Annotated in this window: 23 protein-coding genes; 19 read left to right on the top strand and 4 right to left on the bottom strand. The window is 61.9% G+C overall.

Features of this window, described 5'->3' with window-relative positions:
* Positions 1-118 precede the first annotated feature (118 nt).
* From HMPREF9695_RS14800 to HMPREF9695_RS14770, 7 genes are all read left to right on the top strand, one after another.
* On the top strand, positions 119-1,087 hold the full coding sequence (locus HMPREF9695_RS14800; protein WP_085947402.1) for a tripartite tricarboxylate transporter substrate binding protein BugD: 969 nt from the start codon (positions 119-121) through the stop codon (positions 1,085-1,087).
* Positions 1,088-1,285: 198 nt separating this feature from the next.
* Complete coding sequence (locus HMPREF9695_RS14795) at positions 1,286-2,080, top strand: thymidylate synthase (RefSeq protein WP_006021674.1); 795 nt, start codon at positions 1,286-1,288, stop codon at positions 2,078-2,080.
* Positions 2,077-2,613: a dihydrofolate reductase gene (locus HMPREF9695_RS14790; protein WP_006021673.1), complete on the top strand. Its 537-nt coding sequence runs from the start codon at positions 2,077-2,079 to the stop codon at positions 2,611-2,613. The genes HMPREF9695_RS14795 and HMPREF9695_RS14790 overlap by 4 nt, the downstream gene beginning before the upstream one ends.
* Before the next feature lie 181 nt (positions 2,614-2,794).
* Positions 2,795-3,937, top strand: coding sequence for an FtsH protease activity modulator HflK (gene hflK, locus HMPREF9695_RS14785; protein WP_006021672.1), 1,143 nt, complete (start codon positions 2,795-2,797; stop codon positions 3,935-3,937).
* Positions 3,934-4,833: a protease modulator HflC gene (gene hflC / locus HMPREF9695_RS14780; protein ID WP_006021671.1), complete on the top strand. Its 900-nt coding sequence runs from the start codon at positions 3,934-3,936 to the stop codon at positions 4,831-4,833. Before hflK ends, hflC begins: the two co-directional genes overlap by 4 nt.
* A 42-nt stretch (positions 4,834-4,875) precedes the next feature.
* Positions 4,876-5,076 carry a DUF2065 domain-containing protein gene (locus tag HMPREF9695_RS14775; RefSeq protein WP_006021670.1) on the top strand — a complete coding sequence of 67 codons (201 nt, stop codon included), beginning with the start codon at positions 4,876-4,878 and terminating at the stop codon, positions 5,074-5,076.
* A 155-nt stretch (positions 5,077-5,231) separates the two neighbouring features.
* Entirely contained in the window at positions 5,232-6,746 is a 1,515-nt protein-coding gene (locus HMPREF9695_RS14770; RefSeq protein ID WP_006021669.1) for a DegQ family serine endoprotease, read from the top strand.
* Between the two features lie 79 nt (positions 6,747-6,825).
* Here the strand turns inward: HMPREF9695_RS14770 and serB are convergent, their stop codons facing one another.
* A complete protein-coding gene (gene serB, locus HMPREF9695_RS14765) occupies positions 6,826-7,719 on the bottom strand; it encodes a phosphoserine phosphatase SerB (RefSeq protein ID WP_006021668.1) in 894 nt (297 codons plus the stop codon).
* Positions 7,720-7,728: 9 nt separating this feature from the next.
* Here serB and miaA point away from each other — a divergent pair, with 9 nt between their 5' ends.
* On the top strand, positions 7,729-8,670 hold the full coding sequence (gene miaA, locus HMPREF9695_RS14760; RefSeq protein ID WP_006021667.1) for a tRNA (adenosine(37)-N6)-dimethylallyltransferase MiaA: 942 nt from the start codon (positions 7,729-7,731) through the stop codon (positions 8,668-8,670).
* 1 nt (position 8,671) lies between these two features.
* Here the strand turns inward: miaA and HMPREF9695_RS14755 are convergent, their stop codons facing one another.
* Positions 8,672-9,100: a styrene oxide isomerase gene (locus HMPREF9695_RS14755; RefSeq protein ID WP_006021666.1), complete on the bottom strand. Its 429-nt coding sequence runs from the start codon at positions 9,098-9,100 to the stop codon at positions 8,672-8,674.
* A gap of 398 nt (positions 9,101-9,498) precedes the next feature.
* On the opposite strand from HMPREF9695_RS14755, the gene HMPREF9695_RS14750 reads away from it, so the two are divergent.
* From HMPREF9695_RS14750 to HMPREF9695_RS14725, 6 genes are all read left to right on the top strand, one after another.
* Positions 9,499-11,277 carry an acetolactate synthase 3 large subunit gene (locus tag HMPREF9695_RS14750; RefSeq protein WP_006021664.1) on the top strand — a complete coding sequence of 593 codons (1,779 nt, stop codon included), beginning with the start codon at positions 9,499-9,501 and terminating at the stop codon, positions 11,275-11,277.
* A 31-nt stretch (positions 11,278-11,308) separates the two neighbouring features.
* Complete coding sequence (gene ilvN / locus HMPREF9695_RS14745) at positions 11,309-11,851, top strand: acetolactate synthase small subunit (RefSeq protein WP_006021663.1); 543 nt, start codon at positions 11,309-11,311, stop codon at positions 11,849-11,851.
* A 15-nt stretch (positions 11,852-11,866) separates the two neighbouring features.
* Positions 11,867-12,739 (top strand): EamA family transporter, encoded by an 873-nt coding sequence (locus HMPREF9695_RS14740; protein WP_006021662.1) that lies wholly within the window; start codon positions 11,867-11,869, stop codon positions 12,737-12,739.
* Between the two features lie 3 nt (positions 12,740-12,742).
* Entirely contained in the window at positions 12,743-13,348 is a 606-nt protein-coding gene (locus HMPREF9695_RS14735) for a LysE family translocator (protein ID WP_006021661.1), read from the top strand.
* 151 nt (positions 13,349-13,499) lie between these two features.
* Positions 13,500-14,519, top strand: coding sequence for a ketol-acid reductoisomerase (gene ilvC, locus HMPREF9695_RS14730; protein WP_006021660.1), 1,020 nt, complete (start codon positions 13,500-13,502; stop codon positions 14,517-14,519).
* Between the two features lie 332 nt (positions 14,520-14,851).
* The gene (locus HMPREF9695_RS14725) at positions 14,852-16,591 is read left to right on the top strand and encodes an LTA synthase family protein (protein ID WP_006021659.1); all 1,740 of its coding nucleotides are present in this window, start codon (positions 14,852-14,854) and stop codon (positions 16,589-16,591) included.
* Here HMPREF9695_RS14725 and HMPREF9695_RS14720 read toward each other — a convergent pair.
* Entirely contained in the window at positions 16,588-18,150 is a 1,563-nt protein-coding gene (locus HMPREF9695_RS14720) for an ABC transporter permease/substrate-binding protein (protein WP_006021658.1), read from the bottom strand. The two genes, HMPREF9695_RS14725 and HMPREF9695_RS14720, sit on opposite strands and share 4 nt — an antisense overlap.
* On the bottom strand, positions 18,147-18,932 hold the full coding sequence (locus tag HMPREF9695_RS14715) for an ATP-binding cassette domain-containing protein (RefSeq protein WP_006021657.1): 786 nt from the start codon (positions 18,930-18,932) through the stop codon (positions 18,147-18,149). Before HMPREF9695_RS14715 ends, HMPREF9695_RS14720 begins: the two co-directional genes overlap by 4 nt.
* 86 nt (positions 18,933-19,018) lie before the next feature.
* Here HMPREF9695_RS14715 and HMPREF9695_RS14710 point away from each other — a divergent pair, with 86 nt between their 5' ends.
* From HMPREF9695_RS14710 to HMPREF9695_RS14695, 5 genes are all read left to right on the top strand, one after another.
* On the top strand, positions 19,019-19,990 hold the full coding sequence (locus tag HMPREF9695_RS14710; RefSeq protein WP_006021656.1) for a polyphosphate kinase 2 family protein: 972 nt from the start codon (positions 19,019-19,021) through the stop codon (positions 19,988-19,990).
* A 108-nt stretch (positions 19,991-20,098) separates the two neighbouring features.
* The gene (locus HMPREF9695_RS14705) at positions 20,099-20,746 is read left to right on the top strand and encodes a hypothetical protein (protein WP_006021655.1); all 648 of its coding nucleotides are present in this window, start codon (positions 20,099-20,101) and stop codon (positions 20,744-20,746) included.
* Between the two features lie 149 nt (positions 20,747-20,895).
* Positions 20,896-21,018, top strand: coding sequence for a hypothetical protein (locus tag HMPREF9695_RS27105; RefSeq protein WP_006021654.1), 123 nt, complete (start codon positions 20,896-20,898; stop codon positions 21,016-21,018).
* Positions 21,019-21,117: 99 nt separating this feature from the next.
* Entirely contained in the window at positions 21,118-22,683 is a 1,566-nt protein-coding gene (locus HMPREF9695_RS14700; protein WP_006021653.1) for a 2-isopropylmalate synthase, read from the top strand.
* A gap of 195 nt (positions 22,684-22,878) precedes the next feature.
* A complete protein-coding gene (locus HMPREF9695_RS14695) occupies positions 22,879-23,880 on the top strand; it encodes a TRAP transporter substrate-binding protein (RefSeq protein WP_006021652.1) in 1,002 nt (333 codons plus the stop codon).
* Positions 23,881-23,945: the final 65 nt, after the last annotated feature.

Below are 23,945 nucleotides of genomic sequence, written 5' to 3'. Positions count from 1 at the left end.
CCTCTTCCCTTTGTCTTGGCTGCAAGTTGAATAGACATATCCGGCCCGGTGGTGCTCAGACTGCCGGGCCGAATTTCATCAAAATACTCGGGAGAGCCCAATGAATTTGCTTAAGCGTATGCTCGCGACGTGCGGGTTTTCCGCGCTGGCCGCGGTCGGCGTTGCCGTCGGCGCAGCTCAGGCGCAGGATTATCCGACCCGCAACATCACGATGATCGTGCCGTTCGCGGCGGGCGGTCCGACCGATGTCATCGCGCGCATCGTGACCGGTCATATGCAGCAGACGCTCGGCCAGTCGATCATCATCGAAAACGTGGTCGGTGCCGGTGGCACCACGGCGTCCGCGCGCGCCGCCAAGGCCGCGCCGGATGGCTACACCCTCATCACCGGCCATATGGGCACGCACGCCGCTTCTGTGCCGCTCTATCCGAAGCTGGCCTATCATCCTTCGAAGGACTTCGAGCCCGTCGGACTGATCGCCGGCACGCCGATCCTGATCCTCGCGCGCAAGGATTTCCCGGCAAAGGACCTCAAGGAATTCGTGGCCTATCTGAAGGCCAACACCGACAAGCTCAATGAGGCTCATGCGGGTGTCGGTTCGGTGTCCTACTCCTCGTGCCAGCTTCTGGACGCGGTGCTGAAGATTTCCCCGACGGGCGTTCCGTTCAACGGCACCGGTCCGGCCATGAATGCGCTGGTTGGTGGCCAGGTCGATTACATGTGCGACCAGATCGTCAACGCCGTTCCGCAGGTCAAGGGCGGCACGATCAAGGCCTATGCCGTGGCGACCCCTGAGCGCAATCCCTCGCTGCCTGACGTTCCGACCACCGCGGAAGCTGGGCTGCCCGAATATCAGGCGCAGGCCTGGAACGCGATCTTCGCGCCGAAAGGCACGCCGGCGCCGATCGTTGCCAAGCTCAACGCCGCACTGGTCAAGGCACTGGATGACGAAGGCGTAAAGAAGCGTCTGCTCGACCTCGGCAGCGTCATTCCGAAGCCGGCAGAGCGCACCCCGGAATCGCTGAAGACCCTCGTCGACAGCGAAATCACCAAATGGTCGGGCGTGCTGAAGCCACTTTCGAACTGATATTGTTGAAAACGAACGGGTTTGGCAGGGGCGGGACGTGAGTTCCGCCCCTTGTCTTTTGTCATTTGGGGCATGATCTTCCGGAAAACCGGTTCCCGCTTTTCCAGATCATGCGCGTTCGCCGCGGGCGGCTACTTTTCAGGGTATAATTGCCCGGCCGAAATCGAATCGCGGCACGCGTCAGGCTAAATAGGTCCCATGAACCAGTATCACGACCTGCTCGAACGCATCCTCAGCGACGGCGCGGAAAAGACCGACCGCACCGGCACCGGGACGCTGTCGATCTTCGGCCATCAGATGCGGTTCAATCTGGCATCGGGTTTCCCGCTGCTGACAACCAAGAAGCTTCATCTGAAGTCGATCGTCCACGAACTGCTGTGGTTTCTTGCGGGTGACACCAACATCAAATACCTGAACGACAACGGCGTTCGCATTTGGGACGAGTGGGCTGACGAGAACGGCAATCTCGGCCCGGTTTATGGCTCGCAGTGGCGCTCATGGCCCGCGCCGGATGGCGGCACGATCGACCAGATTTCCAATGTGATCGAGATGATCCGGAAAAATCCGGACTCGCGCAGGCTGATCGTCAGCGCGTGGAATCCGGCCGAAGTCGACAAGATGGCGTTGCCGCCATGCCACTGCCTGTTCCAGTTCTATGTCGCGAACGGCAAGCTCTCGTGCCAGCTCTACCAGCGCTCAGCCGATGTGTTCCTCGGCGTGCCGTTCAATATCGCGTCCTACGCCCTGCTCACGATGATGGTGGCACAGGTGACCGGACTGAAGCCCGGAGACTTCGTGCATTCGTTCGGCGATACGCATCTATACCTCAATCATCTCGATCAGGCACGGCTGCAACTGACACGCCCGACGCGTCCGCTGCCGACCATGACAATCAATCCCGATGTGAAGGACATCTTCTCGTTCCGCTACGAGGACTTCAAACTCGAGAACTACGATCCGCATCCGCATATCAAGGCCGAGGTCGCGGTGTGACAGCGCCGCCGTCCGGGACGTCATCTCCGCAGATCGTCTTTGTCGTTGCCGTGGCGGAGAACGGCGTCATCGGCCTCGATAATGCAATGCCGTGGCATCTCAGGTCCGATCTTAAACGCCTGAAGGCGATCACGATGGGGCGGCCTGTCATCATGGGCCGCAAGACGTTCGCGTCGATCGGCCGGCCACTGCCGGGGCGGACCAACATTGTCGTGACCCGTGACAAGGACTTTCAGGCGCCGGGTGTTGTCGTTGCGACGTCTCTTGAGGCCGCGCATGACATCGCGCTCGGCGATGCGCTGCGGCGTTTGGTCACTGAGATCATGGTGATCGGCGGCGCCGACATCTTTGCGCAATGGCTGAGCAGGGCGGATCGTCTCGAAATCACCGAAGTTCATGACAAGCCTGAGGGCGACACCTTCCTTCCGCCGGTCGATCCGGCGAAATGGGAAGAAACCGCACGCGCACGTCATTCCAAAGCGGACGGCGATACGGTCGATTTCTCCTATGTCAGCTATCGGCGGCGCGGCTGAACACCGCATTTCACGCAACCGCTATCCTTGGCATTAACTGCAAACAGCATGTTTGCATTGACAAATTCGCCCTGCGCCATAGCTGTCGTGGGCGGGTGTCCTGCGTTGTAAGGACCGGGCGCGTCCCCTATAAGGCCCCAAGAGTTTGCGGAGCGTGAGCTTCGCGCGGAGGAGATCGACGATGCCGTGGAAGAATCAAGGCGGAGGCCCCTGGGGCTCCGGTCCGAAAGGTCCCTGGGGCTCCGGACCGCAATCACCCGGACCGAAGCCGCCCGATCTCGAGGATCTTCTGCGCCGCGGCCAGGACAAATTGCAGACGATGCTGCCCGGAGGAAACTTCAGCAGCATGGGCATCGCGCTGATCCTCGTCGCCGCACTGGCGATCTGGGGATTGTCCGGCTTCTTCCGCGTGCAGTCCGAAGAACTCGGCGTGGTGCTGCGCTTTGGCAAGCACGTGCGCACGGTTCAGCCCGGTCTGAACTATCATCTTCCTTATCCGATCGAGACCGTGCTGCTGCCGAAGGCGCTGCGTGTTTCGACCCTCAGCATCGGCATGCGCGTTGTCGATGACTCGCGCCGCGGCGGTGGCACCACCATCCGCGACGTTCCCGAGGAAAGCCTGATGCTGACCGGCGACGAAAACATCGTCGACGTGGATTTCACCGTGCTCTGGCGCATCAAGCCCGACGGCGTCGGCGACTTCCTGTTCAACATCCAGAATCCGGAAGGCACCGTGAAGGCTGTTGCCGAGAGTGCGATGCGCGATGTCATCGGCCGCTCGCAGATCCAGCCGATCCTGACCGGCGCGCGCACCCAGACCGAAGCTGCGGTGCTTGAGCTGATGCAGAAGACGCTGGACACCTACGGTTCCGGTATCCTGATTCAGCAGGTGCAGATGCAGAAGGTCGATCCGCCGTCGCAGGTGATCGACGCGTTCCGCGACGTTCAGGCGGCCCGCGCCGACTTCGAGCGTCTGCAGAACGAAGCCCAGACCTACGCCAACCGTGTTATTCCAGATGCGCGCGGCCGTGCTGCGCAGATCCTGCAAGTCGCGGAAGGCTACAAGGAGCAGGCGGTGGCCGAGGCCAAGGGCCAGAGCGCGCGCTTCCTGAAGGTCTATGAGGAATACAAGAAGGCGCCGGACGTCACGCGCCAGCGCCTCTATCTTGAAACCATGGAGCGCGTTCTGGGCAACTCCGACAAGCTCGTGCTCGATCAGGGCGCGAACGGATCGGCTCCGGGAGTTGTGCCTTATCTGCCATTGAACGAGATCGGACGCCGCACGACGCCGGCTGCGCCGCAACAGGGCGGGAGCAACCGATGAAAAACGGCATCGCAGGTATCGTTTCTCTTTTCATTCTGCTCGTCGCGGTCGTCGTCGGCTACAGCTCGCTGTTCACTGTGAGCGAGACGCAGCAGGTTCTGCTTGTGCGCCTCGGCGAGCCGGTGCGCGTGGTGACGACGCCGGGCCTGAACTTCAAGGTGCCGTTCATCGACACCGTGATCAGCATCGACAAGCGTATTCTCGATCTGGAGAATCCGGCGCAGGAAGTGATCGCCTCGGACCAGAAGCGTCTCGTGGTGGATGCCTTTGCGCGTTACCGTATCAAGGACGCGCTGCGCTTCTATCAGACCCTCGGCTCGATTCAGGCTGCCAACATCCAGCTCACCACATTGCTGAACGCGGCGATGCGCCGTGTGCTGGGCGAAGTGACCTTCATCACCGTTGTCCGGGATGATCGCGATGCGCTGATGAGCAAGATTCGCACCCAGCTCGACCGCGAAACCGCGAGCTACGGCATTTCAGTGGTGGACGTCCGTATTCGCCGCGCCGATCTGCCCGAGCAGAACAGCCAGGCGGTCTATCAGCGCATGCAGACCGAACGTCAGCGCGAAGCGGCCGAGTTCCGCGCGCAGGGTGGTCAGAAGGCCCAGGAAATTCGCTCCAGGGCTGACCGCGAGGCGACGGTCATCATCGCCGACGCCAACTCGCAGGCCGAGCAGGTCCGCGGTGAGGGCGACGGCGAGCGCAACCGGCTGTTCGCCGAAGCCTACGGCAAGGATGTTGACTTCTTCGCGTTCTATCGCTCGATGACGGCTTACGAGAACAGCATGAAGAGCAACGACACGCGCTTCCTGTTGCGGCCGGATTCGGAGTTCTTCCGCTACTTCGCCAACCCGGCGGGCAAGCCTCCCGCCGCTGCCGGTTCCGCGCGTTAGTATGCGGCGCGGGGTGCGGGATCAGGCAGGAGCCGTGTTCGGATGAAATCGATCGGATACGGCGACCTCCTTGTCGGGGTCGGAGTTATGCTGGTTCTGGAGGGCTTGCTGTTTACAGCGCTCCCCAACTGGATGCGTTCGGCGATGAAAAGCGCGCTCTCCTCGCCGGACAACATCCTGCGCGCCGTAGGACTGGTTTCCGCGGTGGTCGGCCTGCTCCTGATCTGGCTGGTGCGGCACTAGCACACATGAGCCAGACCCGGCCCAAAGCCGGGTTTTCGCCGTAATCGGCAGGTTGATCGCTTGAATTACGCTAAATGGTGGTGCTTGCGCACCCGTCGTGTTCAGGCGCAATCTAGATGCAAATGATCCGCCCCTTTTCAGGAGATTTTTCGACCATGTCCGATGCGTTTCAAGCATTGAGCCGCCGCCTGTTGCCGCTGGCCGCGGCTGTCGGCTTCGCCATCGTAGCGACGCCGGCGCTGGCCCGCGGACCGGAAGGCATCGCCGACGTCGCGGAGAAAGTGATTGACGCAGTCGTCAACATTTCCACTTCGCAGACCGTCGAAGCCAAGAACTCCGACAATGACAAGGGCAGCGACGAGCGCGGCAACAGGCGCGGCGCCAATCCGCAACTGCCGCCGGATTCGCCGTTCAGCGAGTTCTTCGACGAGTTCTTCAAGAACCGCCGCGGCGGTCCGGGTGGCGGCAACAATTCGCCGCGCAAGGTGAACTCGCTCGGCTCCGGCTTCATCATCGACACCGACGGCACCGTGGTGACCAACAATCACGTCATCGCCGATGCCGACGAGATCAACGTCATTCTCAACGACGGCACCAAGATCAAGGCCGAACTGATCGGCCGGGACAAGAAGAGCGACCTCGCGGTCCTGAAGTTCACGCCCGAGAAGAAAATTACCGCGGTGAAGTTCGGCAATTCCGACAGCCTGCGTCTCGGCGAGTGGGTGATAGCCATCGGCAACCCGTTCAGCCTCGGCGGCACGGTCACCGCTGGCATTGTCTCGGCGCGCAACCGCGACATCAACTCGGGGCCGTATGACAACTACATCCAGACCGACGCGGCGATCAATCGCGGCAACTCCGGCGGTCCGCTGTTCAATCTCGACGGCGAAGTCATCGGGGTGAACACCGCGATCATCTCGCCGTCGGGCGGTTCGATCGGCATCGGCTTCGCCGTGCCGTCGAAGACCGTGATGGCGGTGGTCGATCAGCTCCGCCAGTTCAAGGAAGTCCGCCGCGGCTGGCTCGGCGTCCGCATCCAGCAGGTCACCGACGAAATCGCGGAGAGCCTCAGCATCAAGCCTGCGCGCGGTGCGCTGATTGCCGGCGTTGACGACAAGGGGCCGGCGAAGCCCGCCGGCATTGAACCGGGTGACGTCGTCGTCAAGTTCGACGGCAAGGACATCAAGGAGATGAAGGATCTTCCGCGCGCTGTGGCCGACTCGCCGGTCGGCAAGGCCGTGGATGTCGTCATCATCCGGAAGGGCAAGGAAGAGACCAGGAAGGTGACCCTCGGCCGTCTCGACGATGGCGAGAAGCCGGTCGAGGCCTCGGCCAAGACCACCAGCCCGGTCGAAGCCGAAAAGCCGGTGACGCAGAAGGCGCTGGGCCTCGACCTCGCCGGTCTCAGCAAGGATCTGCGGACGCGCTACAAGATCAAGGACAGCGTCAAGGGCGTGATTGTCACCGGCGTTGACGATGGCTCCGATGCCGCCGAAAAGCGGCTCAGCGCCGGCGACGTGATCGTCGAGGTCGCGCAGGAGGCGGTGACGAATGCCGCCGACGTCAAGAAGCGAGTCGACCAGTTGAAGAAGGACGGCAAGAAGTCCGTGCTGCTTCTGGTGTCTAACGGCGCCGGCGAACTTCGCTTCGTGGCGCTGGCGGTGAAGTAACGCGCCAGATCAACAGAATAAAAAATGCCCGGCCAATGTGCCGGGCATTTTCGTTTCGGACAGCGATAGATATGCGGTTTCAGCCCGCAACGAACTCGCTGCGCTTGTAACCCTGCATGTAAAGCAGCGCGGTGAGATCGCCGTGATCGATCCGCGCGCCGGCGGCGGCCGCAACAGCGGGCTTGGCGTGATAGGCGACGCCCGCGCCGGCCTGTTCGATCATGGCAAGATCGTTGGCGCCGTCGCCGACCACCATGGTGTCCAGATTGTCGAGATCGAAGGACTCGCGCAGGTCCACCAGCGTCGCGAGCTTCGCTTCGCGTCCCAGAATTGGCTCGGCCACCTTGCCGGTCAGCTTGCCGTCCTCGACCAGCAGCACGTTGGCGCGGTTTTCCTGAAACCCGATCATTTCAGCAACAGCTTTCGTGAATAGCGTGAAGCCGCCCGAGACGAGGCAGGTATAGGCGCCGTGTGCGCGCATGGTGCGGACGAGGGCGACCGCGCCCGGTGTCAGCGTAATGCGGCTCTTGAGAACTTCATCGACCACGGTGACCGGCAGGCCTTTCAGCAGCGCAACGCGTTCGCGCAGCGCCGGCTCGAACTCGATCTCGCCGCGCATGGCGCGCTCGGTGATCGCGGCGACGTGCGTCTTGAGGCCCGCGAAGTCGGCGAGTTCGTCGATGCATTCCTGGCCGATCATGGTTGAATCCATGTCCGCCAGCAGCAGTTTCTTGCGCCGGTCGGCCAGCGGCTGCACCACCACATCGACGGGAAGCTCGCTCAGGGCCGCGCGCAGGCGATCCGAAATTGTGCGAATGTCCTCGGTGCTGCTAAAGCGAATGTCGGCGGCCACTTCGTTGAAAAGCCATTCCGCCTGAGACGGAGAGGGAAGCGCGGCGCTGGCCGCGTCAATCACGGTGGTGTCGAGTTGGGGATCGACGGGATTGCTGATCAGCGTGGCGACGAGAGACATGACGGCTCGATGTTGAAAGATGGCATAGACGGAAAGGGTGACACCAAGGCCGTGCTTATCGCAGGGCCGACGGCCAGCGGCAAGTCGGCGCTGGCGCTCGCTCTTGCGGAAGCGACCGGCGGCGTCGTCATCAATACCGATTCCATGCAGGTTTATCGGGACTTGCGGATCATCACGGCGCGGCCTTCACCGGAAGAAGAAGCGCGTGTTCCGCACCGGCTGTATGGATACTGCGATGCTGCGGTGAACTGCTCGGCCGGCACGTGGGTGGTGGATGCGGCGGCGGTGCTGGCGGAGGCAAGGGCAGCCAATCGCCTGCCGATCTTCATCGGCGGCACCGGGCTTTATTTCAAGGCACTGACGCGGGGACTGTCGGCGGTGCCGCCGATCCCTCAAGAAGTGCGTGACGATGTGCGGGCGCGGATGGAGCGCGAGGGCGTCGAAGTCCTGCATGCTGAGTTGGTGCGGCGCGATCCGATGTCCGGCGAAAAACTCAAGCCCCGCGACAGTGCACGCATCGCGCGTGCGCTCGAGGTGATCGAGGCGACAGGGCGCGCATTGCCGGACTGGCATAGCGAAGGTCTGCCGCCGCTGCTCGAACCGGGCGGCGTCAAAGCCATATTCCTCGCGCCGGACCGCAAGGAGCTTTATGCGCGGATCAATGCGCGCTTCGAAGGCATGCTTGAGAGGGGAGCGCTGGACGAGGTCGCGGCGCTGGCCGCGCGCAAGCTCGATCCGATCTTGCCGGCGATGAAGGCGCACGGGGTGCCGGCCCTGATCCGGCATCTTGCGGGTGAGATTACGCTGGAACAGGCGATCTATACCGGCCAGATCGACACCCGTCATTACGCCAAGCGGCAATACACCTGGTTCAGGCACCAGCTGCCGGAATTCGAATGGATCGTGCCCGGCGAAGCGGCCAGCCGCTTTCGGGAGTGGGGCTTGCACTAGGTCATTGCGTGGGAATGCGCCGCAGGCCCCAGAGTGCGAGGATCGCAGTTGCCAGCATCGCGACGCCCACTGACACAAATCCGGCGGTCACAACAGCTTCTTGCAACCACGAAGCGCCAAATCCCGCGCCCGCGAGCGGTGTCATGCTATTTGTGCCCGCCGCTGCGGCGAAGCAGGTCATTGCCCAATTGACGTAGGCGCCATACAGCGCGCTCCAGTACAGCCCTGCCGATAATCCCGTTGGAAGTCTGATGCAGTGCCAGATGGCACCGACGGCTATGAGGAAGGTCCCGTTCATCAGGCCTTCCATATGGGCGGCCAGTCCCATGCGCGGATTCGTGAACTGCATCTGCGCAAGGCCCGTCAGCAGGCCGAGCAGAAACAGAAACATCCCATGCCAGATGATGCTGCGCGCTGTATCTGCGGTCATCGAGCCTCCCGTCTTTCCGTTGGCGATTGGACGTAGCAGCGAGGCTCGCATGGTCGTCGGGCCTGATGCCAGTCCCCATGTCACTTTGGCTCTCGCCAAATGCGAGGAAACCGGTAAGCTCCGAAACCTGAGCGCGGGCTTGACTTTCCCCGACCGGGTCGTATAACCCCGCGCAACCTTTGGAAAATGACGGCGTAAGATGCGCAATAAAGTTACCGACCTTCTTATTATCGTCGTAGCCCGGCACACCGCTGGGGGTGGCTGACGGCTACCCACGACAAAGCGGTGTGCACAGGGTCCTTTCGGGGCCCTTTTTTGTTGGCGCGCATGACCCGGACCATCAGGGCAATGCGCAGAAGACGGATGCAGACAGCGCCTCGAGCGCCCCGGAGCGAACCATGAGCGACAGTAAGACACACGATCCCAACCAGATGACCGGTGCGGCGATGATCGTCCGCGCGCTCAAGGACCATGGGGTCAAGCACATCTTCGGTTATCCGGGCGGCGCGGTGCTTCCGATCTACGACGAGATTTTCCAGCAGAGCGATGTCGAGCACATCCTGGTGCGGCACGAGCAGGGCGCGGGCCATGCGGCGGAGGGCTACGCGCGCTCCACCGGTCTGCCGGGCGTTGCGCTGGTGACGTCCGGGCCGGGCGCCACCAACATGGTGACGCCGCTGACCGACGCACTGATGGACTCGATCCCGCTGGTCTGCATCACCGGACAGGTTCCGACGCATCTGATTGGTAATGATGCGTTCCAGGAATGCGACACCGTCGGCATCACCCGGCCCTGCACCAAGCACAACTGGCTGGTGCGGCGGATCGAGGATCTGCCGAAGGTGCTGCATGAGGCGTTCTATGTCGCAACCACGGGCCGTCCCGGCCCGGTGGTGGTGGACGTGCCGAAGGACGTGCAGTTCGCGACCGGCACCTATCATCCGCCGCGCAAATCCGACGTGCATGTTTCCTACGCTCCGCGCGTGAAGGGCGATGCCGCGCAGATCCGCAAGGCAGTGGCGCTGCTCGCGTCGGCCAAGCGGCCGGTGATCTATTCCGGCGGCGGCGTCATCAATTCCGGCCGGGAAGCCTCGAAGCTGTTGCGCGAACTGGTCGAGGTCACGGGCTTTCCGATCACCTCGACGCTGATGGGCCTCGGCGCCTATCCGGCGTCTGGCAAAAACTGGCTCGGCATGCTCGGCATGCACGGCACCTACGAAGCCAACATGGCGATGCACGACTGCGACGTCATGCTGTGCATCGGCGCACGCTTCGACGATCGCATCACCGGCCGCACCGACGCGTTCTCGCCGAACTCGAAGAAGATTCACATCGATATCGATCCGTCGTCGATCAACAAGAACATTCGCGTCGATGTGCCGATCATCGGCGATGTCGCCAATGTGCTCGGCGACATTCTGACGGTGTTCAAGGCCGAGGCGAAGAAACCGAAGATCGATCCGTGGTGGTTCGAGATCGGGCGCTGGCGCGCGCGCAATTCGCTGGCCTACAAGAAGAATGACGACATCATCCTGCCGCAGTACGCGATACAGCGGCTGTTCGAACTGACCAAGAAGCACGACACCTACATCACGACGGAAGTCGGCCAGCATCAGATGTGGGCGGCGCAGTTCTTCGGCTTCGAGGAGCCGCATCGCTGGATGACCTCCGGCGGTCTCGGCACCATGGGTTATGGATTGCCGGCCGCGCTCGGCGTGCAGGTCGCGCATCCGGACAGCCTCGTGATCGATATCGCGGGCGACGCCTCGGTGCAGATGACCATGCAGGAAATGTCGTCGGCGGTTCAGTATGAATTGCCGATCAAGATCTTCATCCTGAACAACCAGTACATGGGCATGGTGCGCCAATGGCAGCAACTGCTGCACGGCAACCGGCTGTCGCATTCGTATTCCGAGGCGCTGCCGGATTTCGTCAAGCTGGCCGATGCATTCGGCTGCGTCGGGCTCCAGGTGATGAAGCCCGGCGACCTCGACGGCGCGATCAACGAGATGATCAAGGTCAAACGGCCGGTGCTGTTCGATTGCCGCGTCGCCGCGCTGGAAAACTGCTTCCCGATGATTCCGTCGGGCAAGGCGCACAACGAAATGCTGCTTCCGGCGGAAGCAAATGAAGAAGCAACGACCGCGGCGTTCGCCGGCGGCAAGGCTCTGGTTTAAAGGCGCTGGTGTGACAATGAAAGCAGAGACAATGGAACAGCCCGCATCCGCGTACTTCATGGAGGAGCGTCACGATCCGAACGAGACGCACACCTTGTCCGTGCTCGTGCAGAACGAGCCGGGTGTGCTCGCGCGCGTCATCGGCCTGTTTTCCGGCCGCGGCTACAACATCGACAGTCTCACGGTGTCGGAGACCGAGCATGCCAAGCACATGTCGCTGATCACCATCGTCACCACCGGTACGCCGATGGTGATCCAGCAGATCAAGCATCAGCTCGACCGCATGATCCCGGTCTATCGCGTCGTCGACATGACGCTGACCGGCCGCGCCATCGAGCGCGAACTGGCGATGGTGAAGGTCAAGGGCACGGGCGATCTGCGGATGGAAGCGCTGCGGCTGTCGGAAGCGTTCCGCGCGCGCGTGATCGATGCCACCACCGAAAGCTTCGTGTTCGAGATCACCGGCGGCACCGCCAAGATCGATCAGTTCATCAACCTGATGGTTCCGCTCGGTCTTGTCGAAGTGTCGCGCACCGGCGTTGCAGCGATCTCCCGCGGCCCGGAAAAGATGTAATCTCGCGCGCATCCCATGAAACCGATCGACATCGTGCTGGCGGTGGTCGTCGCCGTCATCTGGGGCGTTGGCTTTGTCGCGACCCGGTTTGCGGTTGACGAGATGTCGGCGACACTGCTGACCACGCTGCGGTTTGCCATCACCGCGCTGCCGTGCCTGTTTTTGCCGCGCCCGAAATTGTCATGGGGACTGATCATTGCGATCAGCTGGCTGCTGGTCGCGCAGTTTCTGGCGCAGACCTATGGTCTGGCCCATGGCGTGCCGGCCGGTCTGACTGCGGTGATCGTGCAGAGCCAGGCGCTGTTCACGGTCGCCTTCGCGGCAATTTTCCTGCGGGAATTGCCGACGCGGATTCAGGTGCTTGGTATTGCGATCGCGATGTGCGGGTTGCTGCTGATCTGCTTCACGGTCGGCTACGACTTCAGCGTCTGGGCGTTTTCGGTGTCGATGACCGCGCCGGTCAGCTTTGCGGTTTCCAACCTGATGCTCCGCCGCGCTCAGGACGTGTCGATGCTCGACCTGTTCGCATGGATTGGCCTTCTGGCAATGGTGCCCTTGCTGATGGTGCTGTGGTTTGTCGATGGTCCCGCTGTGACATGGCAGGCATTGACTCATATGTCGCTGCTGGCGGCGCTGTGTGTGTTGGCGCTGGCGGTGCTCGGAACGACGCTGGGCTACTGGATCTGGGGCCGGCTGCTGCGGAGGTATTCCGCCGCGCAGGTGGTGCCGTTCGCGCTGCTGGTGCCGTTCTTCGGCGCGGGGGCGTCGAGCCTCGTTTTCGGAGAGACGTTCGGGACGCTGCGCCTGACCGGCATGATCGTCGTTGTGTTCGGGATTGCGGTGATGCTGCTGTCGCGCCGCCCGCCGCCTTTGGTGGAAGTGGCCTGAACCATGATCTCTCAGCAACTCGCCATCGCCTTCATCGCCTTCGCCGCTGCGGCGCTGTTCACGCCGGGGCCGAACAACATCATGCTGATGGCCTCTGGGCTGAACTACGGATTTCGGCGAACATTGCCGCATGTCGCCGGTGTCACCATCGGGTTCTCGTTTCTGGTCGCGGTGATCGGGCTCGGGCTTGGTGCGGTGTTCGCGGCCTATCCGGTGCTGCACACGATCCTGAAGTATGCGGGCGCGGCTTATCTCATTTACCTCGCCATCATGATCGCGCTGTCCGGGCCTGCGGATACCGGCGGAGCAGGCGAGGGCAAGCCGATGACCTTCCTCGGGGCCGCAATGTTCCAGTGGGTGAACGTCAAAGGCTGGGTGATCGCGGTGGGCGCCATTACCGCCTATGCCGCCATCGCAGCCTATCCGCTGAACATCGCGGCGCTCTCGATCCTGCTGTTCCTGATCGGGCTGGGCTCCTCGCTGACCTGGGTGCTGCTCGGCACCTCGCTGCAAGCGCTGGTAAAATCCCCGCGCGCCGTCAGGGTCTTCAATATCGTCATGGCCCTCCTTTTGCTGGCCTCGCTTTACCCCGTTCTGAAGGAGCCGTGAGCTTACTGCACCGCAGAAATCGGGGTTGCGGGCTTGTCTCGCACCACCAGCCGCCCTACACAACGGCGGCAATTCATCCGGGCCCTGGCCCGATCCACCCGAAAACGTTCGATAATTGGCCAATCGGGGCCGCCTGAGAAGGAAAATGAAAATGCGTGTTTATTACGATCGCGATGCCGACCTGAACCTGATCAAGGGCAAGAAGGTGGTCATCGTCGGTTACGGCAGCCAGGGCCACGCCCACGCGCTGAACCTGAAGGACTCCGGCGTGAAGGATGTCGCCATTGCGCTCCGCAAAGGCTCCGCCACCGTCAAGAAAGCCGAGAATGCCGGCTTCAAGGTGATGGAAGTTGCCGACGCCGCGAAGTGGGCCGACGTCGTGATGATGCTCACGCCTGACGAACTGCAGGGCGACATCTATCGTGAGCACCTGCACGACAACATGAAGCAGGGCGCTGCGCTGCTGTTCGCACACGGCCTCAACGTGCACTTCAACCTGATCGAGCCGCGTGCCGACCTCGACGTGCTGATGGTCGCGCCGAAGGGTCCGGGCCATACCGTCCGCTCCGAGTATCAGCGTGGCGGCGGCGTGCCAACCCTGATCGCGATCCACAAGGATTCGTCGGGCAACGCCCATGACCTCGGCCTGTCCTATGCTTCCGCCATCGGCGGCGGCCGCGCGGGCGTCATCGAAACCACCTTCAAGGAAGAGTGCGAAACCGACCTGTTCGGCGAGCAGGCCGTGCTCTGCGGCGGCACCGTCGAATTGATCCGCGCCGGCTTCGAGACGCTGGTGGAAGCGGGCTACGCGCCGGAGATGGCCTACTTCGAGTGCCTGCACGAGCTGAAGCTGATCGTGGACCTGATCTACGAAGGCGGCATCGCCAACATGAACTACTCGATCTCCAACACCGCTGAGTACGGCGAGTATGTCACCGGCCCGCGCATCATCACCCCGGAAACCAAGGCCGAGATGAAGCGCGTGCTCACCGACATCCAGTCGGGCAAGTTCACCCGCGACTGGATGCTCGAGAACAAGGTCAACCAGGCCTCGTTCAAGGCGACCCGCGGCCGCAACAACGCCCACCAGATCGAGGCCGTTGGCGAGAAGCTCCGCGCCATGATGCCTTGGATCAAGGAAAAGGCTCTGGTCGACAAGACCAAGAACTGATTTCTGCCCCTTCCTTCTTGAGAAAGGCCGGTTGCCTCAGGCAGCCGGCCTTTGCTTTTGGGGTAACTGAACGCCCGCTGAAAGCCAGCCTTAACCGAACGAAATATGTCGCAGGGCCAGTCCCTTGCGGCTACATGACGGTTACATTACGCTTTTGTGACACGCTGCGGTTTCCGGCCGCGCGGTTGGCTTCCTGGCCTTCGCCAGCCAAGGCCTCAGACAGTGCCGGGGTTAGTTCGCGTCGAGGCAATGTTGCCGCTGCCGACACCAGGTTCTCCAGCGATGAACCCGATGGCTGCCCGCCGTCGCTTTCCGTCGTAGCGGAGCGCGCAGTGTCCGTTATCACCACATCAGCTCCCGCCAGCAGCAAGGTTCAGCTTTGGCTGAAATGGCTCGGCGATACCGGATGGCTCTGGCGGCTACGCGTCGCGCTGATCGCCGCGATGCATCTCACGGCTGTCTACGTTCTCGCCTCGGTCGAGTACGGACCGTTCGCGATGACGCTGGCGTTGTTGACATGGGGGCTGCTGAACTTCCTCTGGCTGATCGCGTTTCGCCGTCCCGGCGTATCCGCGGCGTTGTCGCTGGCGCTGGTCGCTGCCCTGATCGTGCTGTCGCAGTTCAAGTACGGAATCATGCAGCTCACGCTGACGTTCCTGGATTTCCTGATCATCGACCGCGACACGGTTTCGTTCCTGCATTCGATCTTCCCGCAGCTCAAGACGCAGTCCATCGTGCTGGTGGCCATCGCCGTGCCTGTGATGTGGCTGGTCTGGCGAGCGGACCCGTTCCGGGTCCGCCGCGCGACCGCCGCTGCCGGTGCAGGTGTCTGCATGCTCGGCATCGTCGGGCTGTCGGTAGCTAATCCAGAACAGCCGTGGGAGCCATTCCAGGGCGTCAATCACATCTCCAATCTGGCGCGATCCGGCGTTGTCTCTGTGTCGCACCTGACGTCGACGACGGGCTGGATCGAGGCCGACTCGAAGAGTCTCGTCGGGTCCGCGCAGGCCACGCCGCTCACCACATGCACGCCGCGCGGCAAGCGTCCGAACATCATCATGGTGCTCGACGAATCCAGCTTCGACATCACGGCTGCCCCCGGCATCAAGGTGCCTGAGGATTATCGGAGCTATTTCAAATCCTCCGACGGGCAGAGGCGTTCGTTTGTCACCGAATCCAGCGGCGGGCCGACCTGGTACACCGAGTTCAACGTGCTGACCGGTCTGTCGGCGCGGTCATTCGGCAAGATGAAGTTCTATGTCACGCGGATCACGGCGGGAAAGATTTCGCGCGGGTTGCCGCAGGCATTGCAGCGGTGCGGGTACCGGACGTTCTCGCTGTATCCGACTTACGGAAATTTCCTCAGTGCGCGCAACTTCCAGACCTCGGCAGGGGTCGGCAAGTTCATCGACATGGCCGACATGGGCGTCAGCGAGGACATGCAGCCCGACAAGTTCTATTTCGATCAGGCGTTGCAACTGATCGCGCGTGAGCGCAAGGCCGAGCAGCCGATGTTCGTTTTCGTCTACCTCACTGCCAATCACTTTCCCTGGACGTCGACGTATCGTTCCGATCTGACGCCCGCCGGCTGGAAAGCGCCGGGCAACACCGGGGAAGTCGACGAATACATTCGCCGCCAAGCGATGACGGCGTCGGACTATGCGAGCTTCGTGGCACGGCTGAAGAGCGAACATCCCGATGAGCCGTTCCTGCTGGTGCGGTTCGGTGACCATCAGCCCGCGATCTCGCAGAAGCTGCTGGAGCCGAAGCTGCCCCAACCGCTGCTGGCCGATCGCATCATGACCCACGATCCGCGCTACTACAAAACCTACTATGCGATCGATGCGCTCAACTACAAGCCGGATATGTCGTCGGCTCTGGAGACGCTGGACGCGGCTTATCTGCCGCTCGCGATTCAGGATGCGGCGGGCATCCCGCTCGATCCGTCGTTCGTCGAGCAGAAGAAGATCATGCTCCGCTGCCGGGGGCTGTTCTATGCATGCAAGGATGGCGCGGAAGCGAAACGCTTCAACCGCCTTCTGATGGACGCGGGGTTCGTGAAGAACCTCTAGCGCTTTCCGATTTTCTCCCATAGCCACCGCGCCACCGCGTCCGGTGAACTGGCCCCATCGCCGCCGCTGGCGCGCAGGTTGGCCTCGCGCATCGCGGCGATGTCGATCCTGCCGAGCAGCGGCTGTAATGCCTCGCGCAGCTTCGTGTCACTGGTGCGTTTCGGTGCGATCAGCATTACGGCGTCGTAGGGCGGGATCGCTGCTTTCGGATCGCCCAGCACGACCAGATCGTATTTCGCGATCAGGCCGTCGCTGGTGTAGCCCGCAATCACATCCACCTCGCCGGATGCAACCGCCGCGTACATGAAATCGGGCTGCATCTGCCGCTGCTGGCGAAAGGCGAGATTGTAACTCCGGCGCAGCGCCGCCCATTCCGGACGAGAGAAGAACTCATAATCGCCCGCGATCGAGAGCGAGGATGCGCGCGGCGCAAGATCGGCAATGGTACGGATGCCGAGTTCTTCGGCGCGCTTGCGCGGCATCACCAGCGCATAGGCATTCTCAAATCCAAGTTCGCCGAGCAGTGAAATCCCGTATTTGTCCTTGAGCGTTGTTGCCAGGTCGCTCAGCAATTCCTTGCGTGGCCTGATGTCGGTGCGCTTGAGCTGGTTAGCCCACAGCGTGCCGGAATAATCGACATAGACGTCGATATCACCGGAGGCGAGTGCCTCGAAGATCACATTGGAGCCGAGGCCTTCGCGCGGCGAGGCCGACAGCCCCGCGGCCAGCAGGCGCTGCGCGATCAGCGATGAGAGGATGTACTGCTCGGTGAATGTCTTGGCGCCGACGATATAGTTCGTTCTGGCGCGGGCCATTGCAGGCATCAGTGTGGCGGCGATCAATGCGATCAGACCAAGGCACCCCGCGACGATGCGCGTGCGGCTGTTCAGTTTCACGCCGCCTTCGATCAGCGCCAGCAACTGATCGACTGCGAGGGCCAGCAAGGCCGCGGCGGCGCAGCCGAACAGCACGAATACCCAGTTCTGCGTCTGCAATCCGGCGAAGATGTAGTTGCCCAGGCTTGTCTGGCCGATCGGCGTCGACAGCGTCGCCGTGCCGATCACCCAGACGGCAGCAGTGCGGATACCGGCCATGATCACCGGCAGCGCCAGCGGAAGCTCAACCATCGTGAGCGATTGCCGCTGTGTCATGCCGACACCTTCCGCGGCTTCCATGATCGCAGGATCGATCCCCTGTAATCCGGTGATGGTGTTCCGCAGCACCGGCAGCATGCTGTAGAGCGCCAGCGCCAGAACCGATGGCAGGAACCCGAAGGCCGAAAAGCCATGGCCGAACCATTGCAGCGACAGTCCGGCCAGCGCCAGTAACAACGGATAGAACAGCGCGAGCAAGGCAAGGCCTGGGACGGTCTGCACGACGCTGGCGACACCGAGCGCGATGTCGCGGGGCAATGGCCGCCGCCGCACGATCAGCGCCAGCGGAAAGCTGATCACAAGGCCGAGCGCCAGCGCCGTCAGACTGACACGGACATGACTGCCGAGATAATCGGGCAGGCGCGTCAGGGCGTCGTTCCATCGCGGATCGGACAAGAAATTCATGCCCGATCCTTTGGCAATAATTCCTGCAATCGCTCGGCCTGACGGCGCGGCGTGTTCAGCAGTTCGCCGACATAGGCGTCGCTGCTGCTCGATAACTCCTGCGCCGCGCCTTGCGCGACCAGACGCCCGGCGCGCATCACAGCGACCCGATCTGCGAGCAGCAGGGCCTCCGCCATGTCATGAGTGATCATGATGGTCGTCAGCCCGAGGCTGCGATGGAGCGCACGATAGTCTTCGCCAAGCGCATCGCGGGTGAGGGGATCGAGCGCGCCGAACGGCTCGTCCATCAGCACGATCTTCGGATTTGCCGCCAGTGCGCGCGCGACGCCGACGCGCTGGCGCTGGCCGCCGGAGAGTTCGTGCGGAAACCGGTCTTTGTGCGCCCGCTCCAGTCGGACCAGATCGATCAATTCATCGACGCGCGCGGAGATCTTTTGAGCCGGGGTGCCCAGCAGCCGCGGTGTGATGCCGATATTTTCTGCGACGGTCATGTGCGGGAACAGTCCGCCGCTCTGGAATACGTATCCGATGCTTCGGCGAAGCGCGATGGGATCGAGGCCGCGCACATCGTCACCGTGAACGCGCACAGTGCCGCTGTCGGGGGCGATCAGGCGGTTGGCCAGCCGCAGCAGCGTGGTTTTGCCGGAGCCGGAGCCGCCGACGACGGCCAGAAATTCTCCGGCCGTCACATTAAGCGAGACGCCGTCGACGGCCTTGATACGGCCCCGCTCGAAGCTCTTGCCGACATTTTCGTAGGCGATGGACGGCGCGGCACTGGTCATGCCGCATGATGGACCATCGGTGCTAGGCTGTCGACGGGCCGTGCGCTGCCGTGTAGCGTGCCGCGATCAATCGGAGAGTTTTCGCTATGGCCAGGAACGGCAAGTCCGCGCAACCGAGCGCGAAACAGTTGAAGTCCTATGTGGACCCGTTCCGGGTCGATGGTTCGCAGGAATTTCACCTCAAATCACACAAGCCCGACGAGAAGGGCGGTCTCGACAAGGACGCGGCGCGCGCGCTCGTCGACGCCAATCGCGGAAGAATGCGCGAACTGCAGGAGAAGCTTTATGCGCAGGATCGCTGGTCGGTTCTGCTGATTTTTCAGGGCATGGACGCCGCCGGCAAGGACAGCGCAATTGAAAACGTGATGTCGGGCATTAATCCGCAGGGCTGTCAGGTCTATTCGTTCAAGCAGCCGTCCACGAAAGAACTCGATCACGATTTCATGTGGCGGACCTCCAAGTGCGCGCCCGAGCGCGGGCGGATCGGCATCTTCAATCGTTCCTATTACGAAGAGGTGCTGGTGGTTCGTGTGCACCCGGAGATTTTGGCGCAGCAGCGGATTCCGCCCGAACTGGTGACGAAGAATATCTGGCGCGAACGCTTCGAGGATATTGCGTCGTACGAGAGATATCTTGCGCGCAACGGCACGCTGATCCTGAAATTCTTTCTCAACATTTCCAAAGAGGAGCAGCGCCAGCGTTTTCTCGATCGGCTCGATCAGCCGGCGAAGAACTGGAAGTTCTCGCTCGGCGATGTGGCTGAGCGCAAATTATGGGACAAGTATCAGGCGGCCTATCAGGATCTGATCCATCATACGTCGGCAAAGCACGCGCCGTGGATTGTCGTGCCGGCGGACCACAAATGGTTCGCCCGCCTCGTGATCAGCTCAGCCATTGTGACCGCGATGGAAAAACTCAACCTGAAATTTCCTGAGGTGGACAAAAGCGACGCCGGTGAATTGAAAAAAGTGAAGGTCGCCCTCGAACGAGAGGGACGGAGCGCGGCCGTTCGTGCGCCGAAAGCAAAGTTTGCGCCCTCGAAAAAGGGAACTGATTGATAGGATTACGACCCGTATCGGTCTGCCCCCGCAATTCACAGTTCCCACATTGCGGGTTGCCGAGAGCGCCTGCCGAAAATATTATGCAGACGGGTGAGGATTCTTTCTGTGGCTAGTCTGCGAACGCTTGGTTTGTTGGTTGTCTTGATCGGCCTCGGCGCCGCATCGAGCCCGATGGCCTATGCCGAGTGGTGGAAGCTCTATGCGCCGAAAGATTTCGAGGAATGTTCCCAAGGCGCGGAACAGCCGGGTCTGTCGAAGGATGCCCAGGCAAAGATCATCTCGGAGTGCGATTCAAAATTCGCAGGCCGCCGCAAAGCTGGCGGCGGCTACACTTATTTCGATTTCATGCAAAATCGGCACTTCGACATCGCGGGCCCTAATCCCACGCCGCAAGAACTAAAGCGGATGGATCAGGACTATCTGGCCTATCTGGAAACAAACCCGGAAACTCCGACCGAGGTCATTGATACCGGTCAGGCACTCGCCGCGATCAGCAACCAGATGAAGCCGGTTATTGATCAGAAACCGGCGGTTCGGACCAAAGCCACGGCCGTGGCCGTGGAGACGCCGCCTGCTGCCTCACCGGCACGGGTTCGCAAGAAAGACGTCTGCAAAGACGACGCTCTGTCATGCGGGCTGGCGAAAATCACGGACACCGTGAAAAGCCTGAAGCACGCCGTGCTGGGCGCGGACGCCGGCGTGAAGCGGCCACCTGGCGACCTCTCGAGGTCGCGGCCCGCGGGCGGAGCCTGACGGCTCGTCCGCGTATAGGGCAGCCTTGCTGACCAATCTTTGGCGTTGCGGCACCGCGCTTTTCTCGTCTAGAACAGCCTGAGGGAACGCGTCGGCAACCATCCATCAACGGTTTTGGGCCGATTATGCGTTTTTCGGGGACTGAATCGATGATTCGCGGCGGCATTCAGGAACAGCAGGGAACGGTGGCATTCGCCGCCTGCCTCGACGCGATTCCTGCTGCGCCGATGTCGTCCCTTCTTGGCGGGCTTCTGCTTCTTATCTGCCCCTGAGGGCCGTCTGGGCATTTGCGCCTGGGCACTCAGGGGTTCGACGACAGCACCGAAACCCGAGCGCCCTGATGTGGCGCATCTGACCAAAGGATTTTCCCAATGACCACCGCGAACAAGTCCGACAAGGACCGCGTCGTTATCTTCGATACCACTCTGCGCGATGGCGAGCAGTGCCCGGGCGCCACCATGACGTTCGAGGAAAAGCTCGAAGTCGCGGATCTGCTCGACTCCATGGGTGTCGACATTATCGAGGCCGGTTTTCCGATCGCCTCGGACGGCGATTTTGAAGCCGTCCGCGAGATCGCCAAGCGCACCAAGAATGCAGTGGTGTGCGGTCTCTCCCGCGCGGCCCACAAGGACATCGACCGCTGCGCCGAAGCCATCCGCCCGGCGCGGCGCGGCCGCATCCACACGTTCCTGTCCACCTCGCCGGTGCACATGAAGTACAAGCTCCAGATGGAGCCGAAGGACGTGCATGAAATGGTGATCTCGCAGGTCACCCGTGCGCGCAACCACACCGACGACGTCGAGTGGTCGTCGGAAGACGGCACGCGCACCGAATTCGACTTCCTGTGCCGCTGCGTGGAATCGGCGATCAAGGCCGGTGCCACCACCATCAACATCCCGGACACCGTCGGCTACAGCGTGCCGGAGGAATATTACGACCTGTTCAAGCGCGTGCGCGAGACGGTGCCGAATTCCGACAAGGCGGTGTTCTCGGTTCATTGCCACAACGACCTCGGCATGGCGGTGGCGAATTCGCTGGCCGGTGTGCGCGCAGGTGCGCGGCAGATCGAGTGCACCATCAACGGCATCGGCGAACGTGCGGGCAATGCCGCGCTCGAGGAAGTCGTGATGGCGATGCGCGTGCGTAACGACAAGTTGCCGTACTGGAACAACATCGACACCACGATGCTGACGCGCGCGTCGAAGTCGGTGGCGGCGGCGACGTCGTTCCCTGTGCAGTACAACAAGGCCATCGTCGGGCGTAACGCCTTCGCGCACGAGAGTGGCATCCATCAGGACGGCATGCTCAAGAACGCGCAGACCTACGAGATCATGCTGCCGGAGACGGTCGGCGTGAAGCAGACCTCGCTGGTGATGGGCAAGCATTCGGGCCGCCATGCCTTCATCCACAAGCTGGAGGAGATGGGTTACAAGCTCGCCAGCAACCAGCTGGAAGACGCCTTCGTGCGCTTCAAGGCTTTGGCCGACCGCAAGAAGGACATCTACGACGAAGACATCGAGGCGCTGGTCGATCAGGAGATCGCGGAATCGCACGACCGGATTCATCTCGTGTCGCTGACCGTTATCGCGGGCACGCATGGTCCGCAACGCGCGACCATGAAGCTCGATATCGAAGGCCAGATCAAAATCGAGGAAGCCGAGGGCAACGGTCCGGTGGATGCAACGTTCAACTGCATCAAGTCACTGGTGCCGAACGAAGCGAAGCTGGAACTCTATCAGGTCCACGCCGTGACCGCTGGCACCGATGCGCAGGCTGAGGTCTCGGTACGGCTGTCGCAGGACGGACGTTCCGTCACGGCACGCGCTGCGGACCCTGACACTTTGGTGGCTTCGGCCAAGGCGTATCTCAGCGCCCTGAACAAAATCGTCATGAAGAAGCAGCGTGACATGCCTGCGGTGGCTGCCGCGGGACACTGATCGCCCTTTCATCTATGAACCAATGAAACGCGGTGCATCCTTGATGCACCGCGTTTTGCGTTGCAGCAATCGCGCGTTACGACCCCTGCTAACGGGCAATGGTCTTGACCACGCCGGTCTGCGATGATCCGGTCTGGTTCAGAAAAACTGGAGCTGCGGAACTGCCGTGGCCCAACCAAGCCTCCGGGAGGAAACATGAAAAAACTCATTCTGGCTGCGGCCTCAGTCGCAGTGCTCGCGCTCGTAGGCCCCGCCACGGCGCAATCGCCGATCGTCATCAAGTTCAGCCATGTCGTCGCGCCGAATACGCCGAAGGGGCAGGGTGCCGAGAGGTTCAAGCAACTCGCCGAGAAGTACACCAACGGCAAGGTGAAGGTTGAGGTCTACCCGAACTCGCAGCTCTACAAGGACAAGGAAGAGGTCGAGGCGCTTCAGCTCGGTGCAGTCCAAATGCTTGCGCCGTCGCTTGCCAAGTTCGGCCCGCTTGGCGTGAAGGAATTCGAGGTGTTCGATCTGCCCTACATCCTTCCGGACAAGGCGGCTCTCGGACGCATCACCAAGGGCCCGATCGGCAAAAGCCTTCTGGCGAAGCTCGAGCCGAAAGGCATCACTGGTCTCGCTTACTGGGACAACGGCTTCAAGATCATGACGGCCAACAAGCCGATGCATAAGGTCGCCGACTTCCAGGGCCTGAAGATGCGCATCCAGTCGTCGAAGGTTCTCGAAGCCGAAATGCGCGCGCTTGGCGCCATTCCGCAGGTGCTGGCGTTCTCGGAAGTCTATCAGGCGATGCAGACCGGCGTCGTTGACGGTAACGAGAACACACCGTCGAACGTCTACACCCAGAAGATGCACGAAGTGCAGAAGCACGCCACGCTCTCCAACCACGGCTACATCGGCTACGCGGTGATCGTGAACAAGAAGTTCTGGGATGGCCTTCCTGCCGACGTAAAGCCGCAGGTCGAGAAGGCGATGGCGGAGGCGACCGAATTCGCGAACGACATCTCGCAGAAGGAAAACGACGACGCCATCGCAGCGATGAAGAAGGCCGGAACCACGACCTTTTATGAACTGACACCCGCGGAGCGCGCCGAGTGGATGAAGGCCCTCGAGCCGGTGACTCAGGACATGGCTTCACGCGTCGGCAAGGATCTGATCGCGGCGTTCCAGAAGGAAGCCAACGCCAAGACCAACTAAGGCGGCTTTCACGACAGGATAAGTGGTCCGGGATTCGACCCGGGCCGCTTCCGTCTGATAGGGTG

Source organism: Afipia broomeae ATCC 49717, from assembly GCF_000314675.2.
In the GTDB taxonomy this organism is placed as follows: Bacteria; Pseudomonadota; Alphaproteobacteria; order Rhizobiales; family Xanthobacteraceae; genus Afipia; species Afipia broomeae.
The sequence above is the reverse complement of the archived record's forward strand: the minus strand, read 5'-3'. Positions and strand labels throughout refer to the sequence as shown.

Bases quoted from the DNA above. Each gene is read 5' to 3' on its own strand.
- serB (WP_006021668.1), bottom strand. From the start codon at position 7,719: ATGTCTCTCGTCGCCACGCTGATCAGCAATCCCGTCGATCCCCAACTC.
- HMPREF9695_RS14735 (WP_006021661.1), top strand. From the start codon at position 12,743: ATGATCTCTCAGCAACTCGCCATCGCCTTCATCGCCTTCGCCGCTGCG.
- hflC (WP_006021671.1), top strand. From the start codon at position 3,934: ATGAAAAACGGCATCGCAGGTATCGTTTCTCTTTTCATTCTGCTCGTC.
- HMPREF9695_RS14740 (WP_006021662.1), top strand. From the start codon at position 11,867: ATGAAACCGATCGACATCGTGCTGGCGGTGGTCGTCGCCGTCATCTGG.
- ilvN (WP_006021663.1), top strand. From the start codon at position 11,309: ATGGAACAGCCCGCATCCGCGTACTTCATGGAGGAGCGTCACGATCCG.
- miaA (WP_006021667.1), top strand. From the start codon at position 7,729: ATGTTGAAAGATGGCATAGACGGAAAGGGTGACACCAAGGCCGTGCTT.
- HMPREF9695_RS14715 (WP_006021657.1), bottom strand. From the start codon at position 18,932: ATGACCAGTGCCGCGCCGTCCATCGCCTACGAAAATGTCGGCAAGAGC.
- HMPREF9695_RS14755 (WP_006021666.1), bottom strand. From the start codon at position 9,100: ATGACCGCAGATACAGCGCGCAGCATCATCTGGCATGGGATGTTTCTG.
- HMPREF9695_RS14770 (WP_006021669.1), top strand. From the start codon at position 5,232: ATGTCCGATGCGTTTCAAGCATTGAGCCGCCGCCTGTTGCCGCTGGCC.
- HMPREF9695_RS27105 (WP_006021654.1), top strand. From the start codon at position 20,896: ATGATTCGCGGCGGCATTCAGGAACAGCAGGGAACGGTGGCATTCGCC.
- HMPREF9695_RS14750 (WP_006021664.1), top strand. From the start codon at position 9,499: ATGAGCGACAGTAAGACACACGATCCCAACCAGATGACCGGTGCGGCG.
- HMPREF9695_RS14795 (WP_006021674.1), top strand. From the start codon at position 1,286: ATGAACCAGTATCACGACCTGCTCGAACGCATCCTCAGCGACGGCGCG.
- HMPREF9695_RS14800 (WP_085947402.1), top strand. From the start codon at position 119: ATGCTCGCGACGTGCGGGTTTTCCGCGCTGGCCGCGGTCGGCGTTGCC.
- hflK (WP_006021672.1), top strand. From the start codon at position 2,795: ATGCCGTGGAAGAATCAAGGCGGAGGCCCCTGGGGCTCCGGTCCGAAA.
- HMPREF9695_RS14720 (WP_006021658.1), bottom strand. From the start codon at position 18,150: ATGAATTTCTTGTCCGATCCGCGATGGAACGACGCCCTGACGCGCCTG.
- HMPREF9695_RS14695 (WP_006021652.1), top strand. From the start codon at position 22,879: ATGAAAAAACTCATTCTGGCTGCGGCCTCAGTCGCAGTGCTCGCGCTC.
- HMPREF9695_RS14710 (WP_006021656.1), top strand. From the start codon at position 19,019: ATGGCCAGGAACGGCAAGTCCGCGCAACCGAGCGCGAAACAGTTGAAG.
- HMPREF9695_RS14700 (WP_006021653.1), top strand. From the start codon at position 21,118: ATGACCACCGCGAACAAGTCCGACAAGGACCGCGTCGTTATCTTCGAT.
- ilvC (WP_006021660.1), top strand. From the start codon at position 13,500: ATGCGTGTTTATTACGATCGCGATGCCGACCTGAACCTGATCAAGGGC.
- HMPREF9695_RS14775 (WP_006021670.1), top strand. From the start codon at position 4,876: ATGAAATCGATCGGATACGGCGACCTCCTTGTCGGGGTCGGAGTTATG.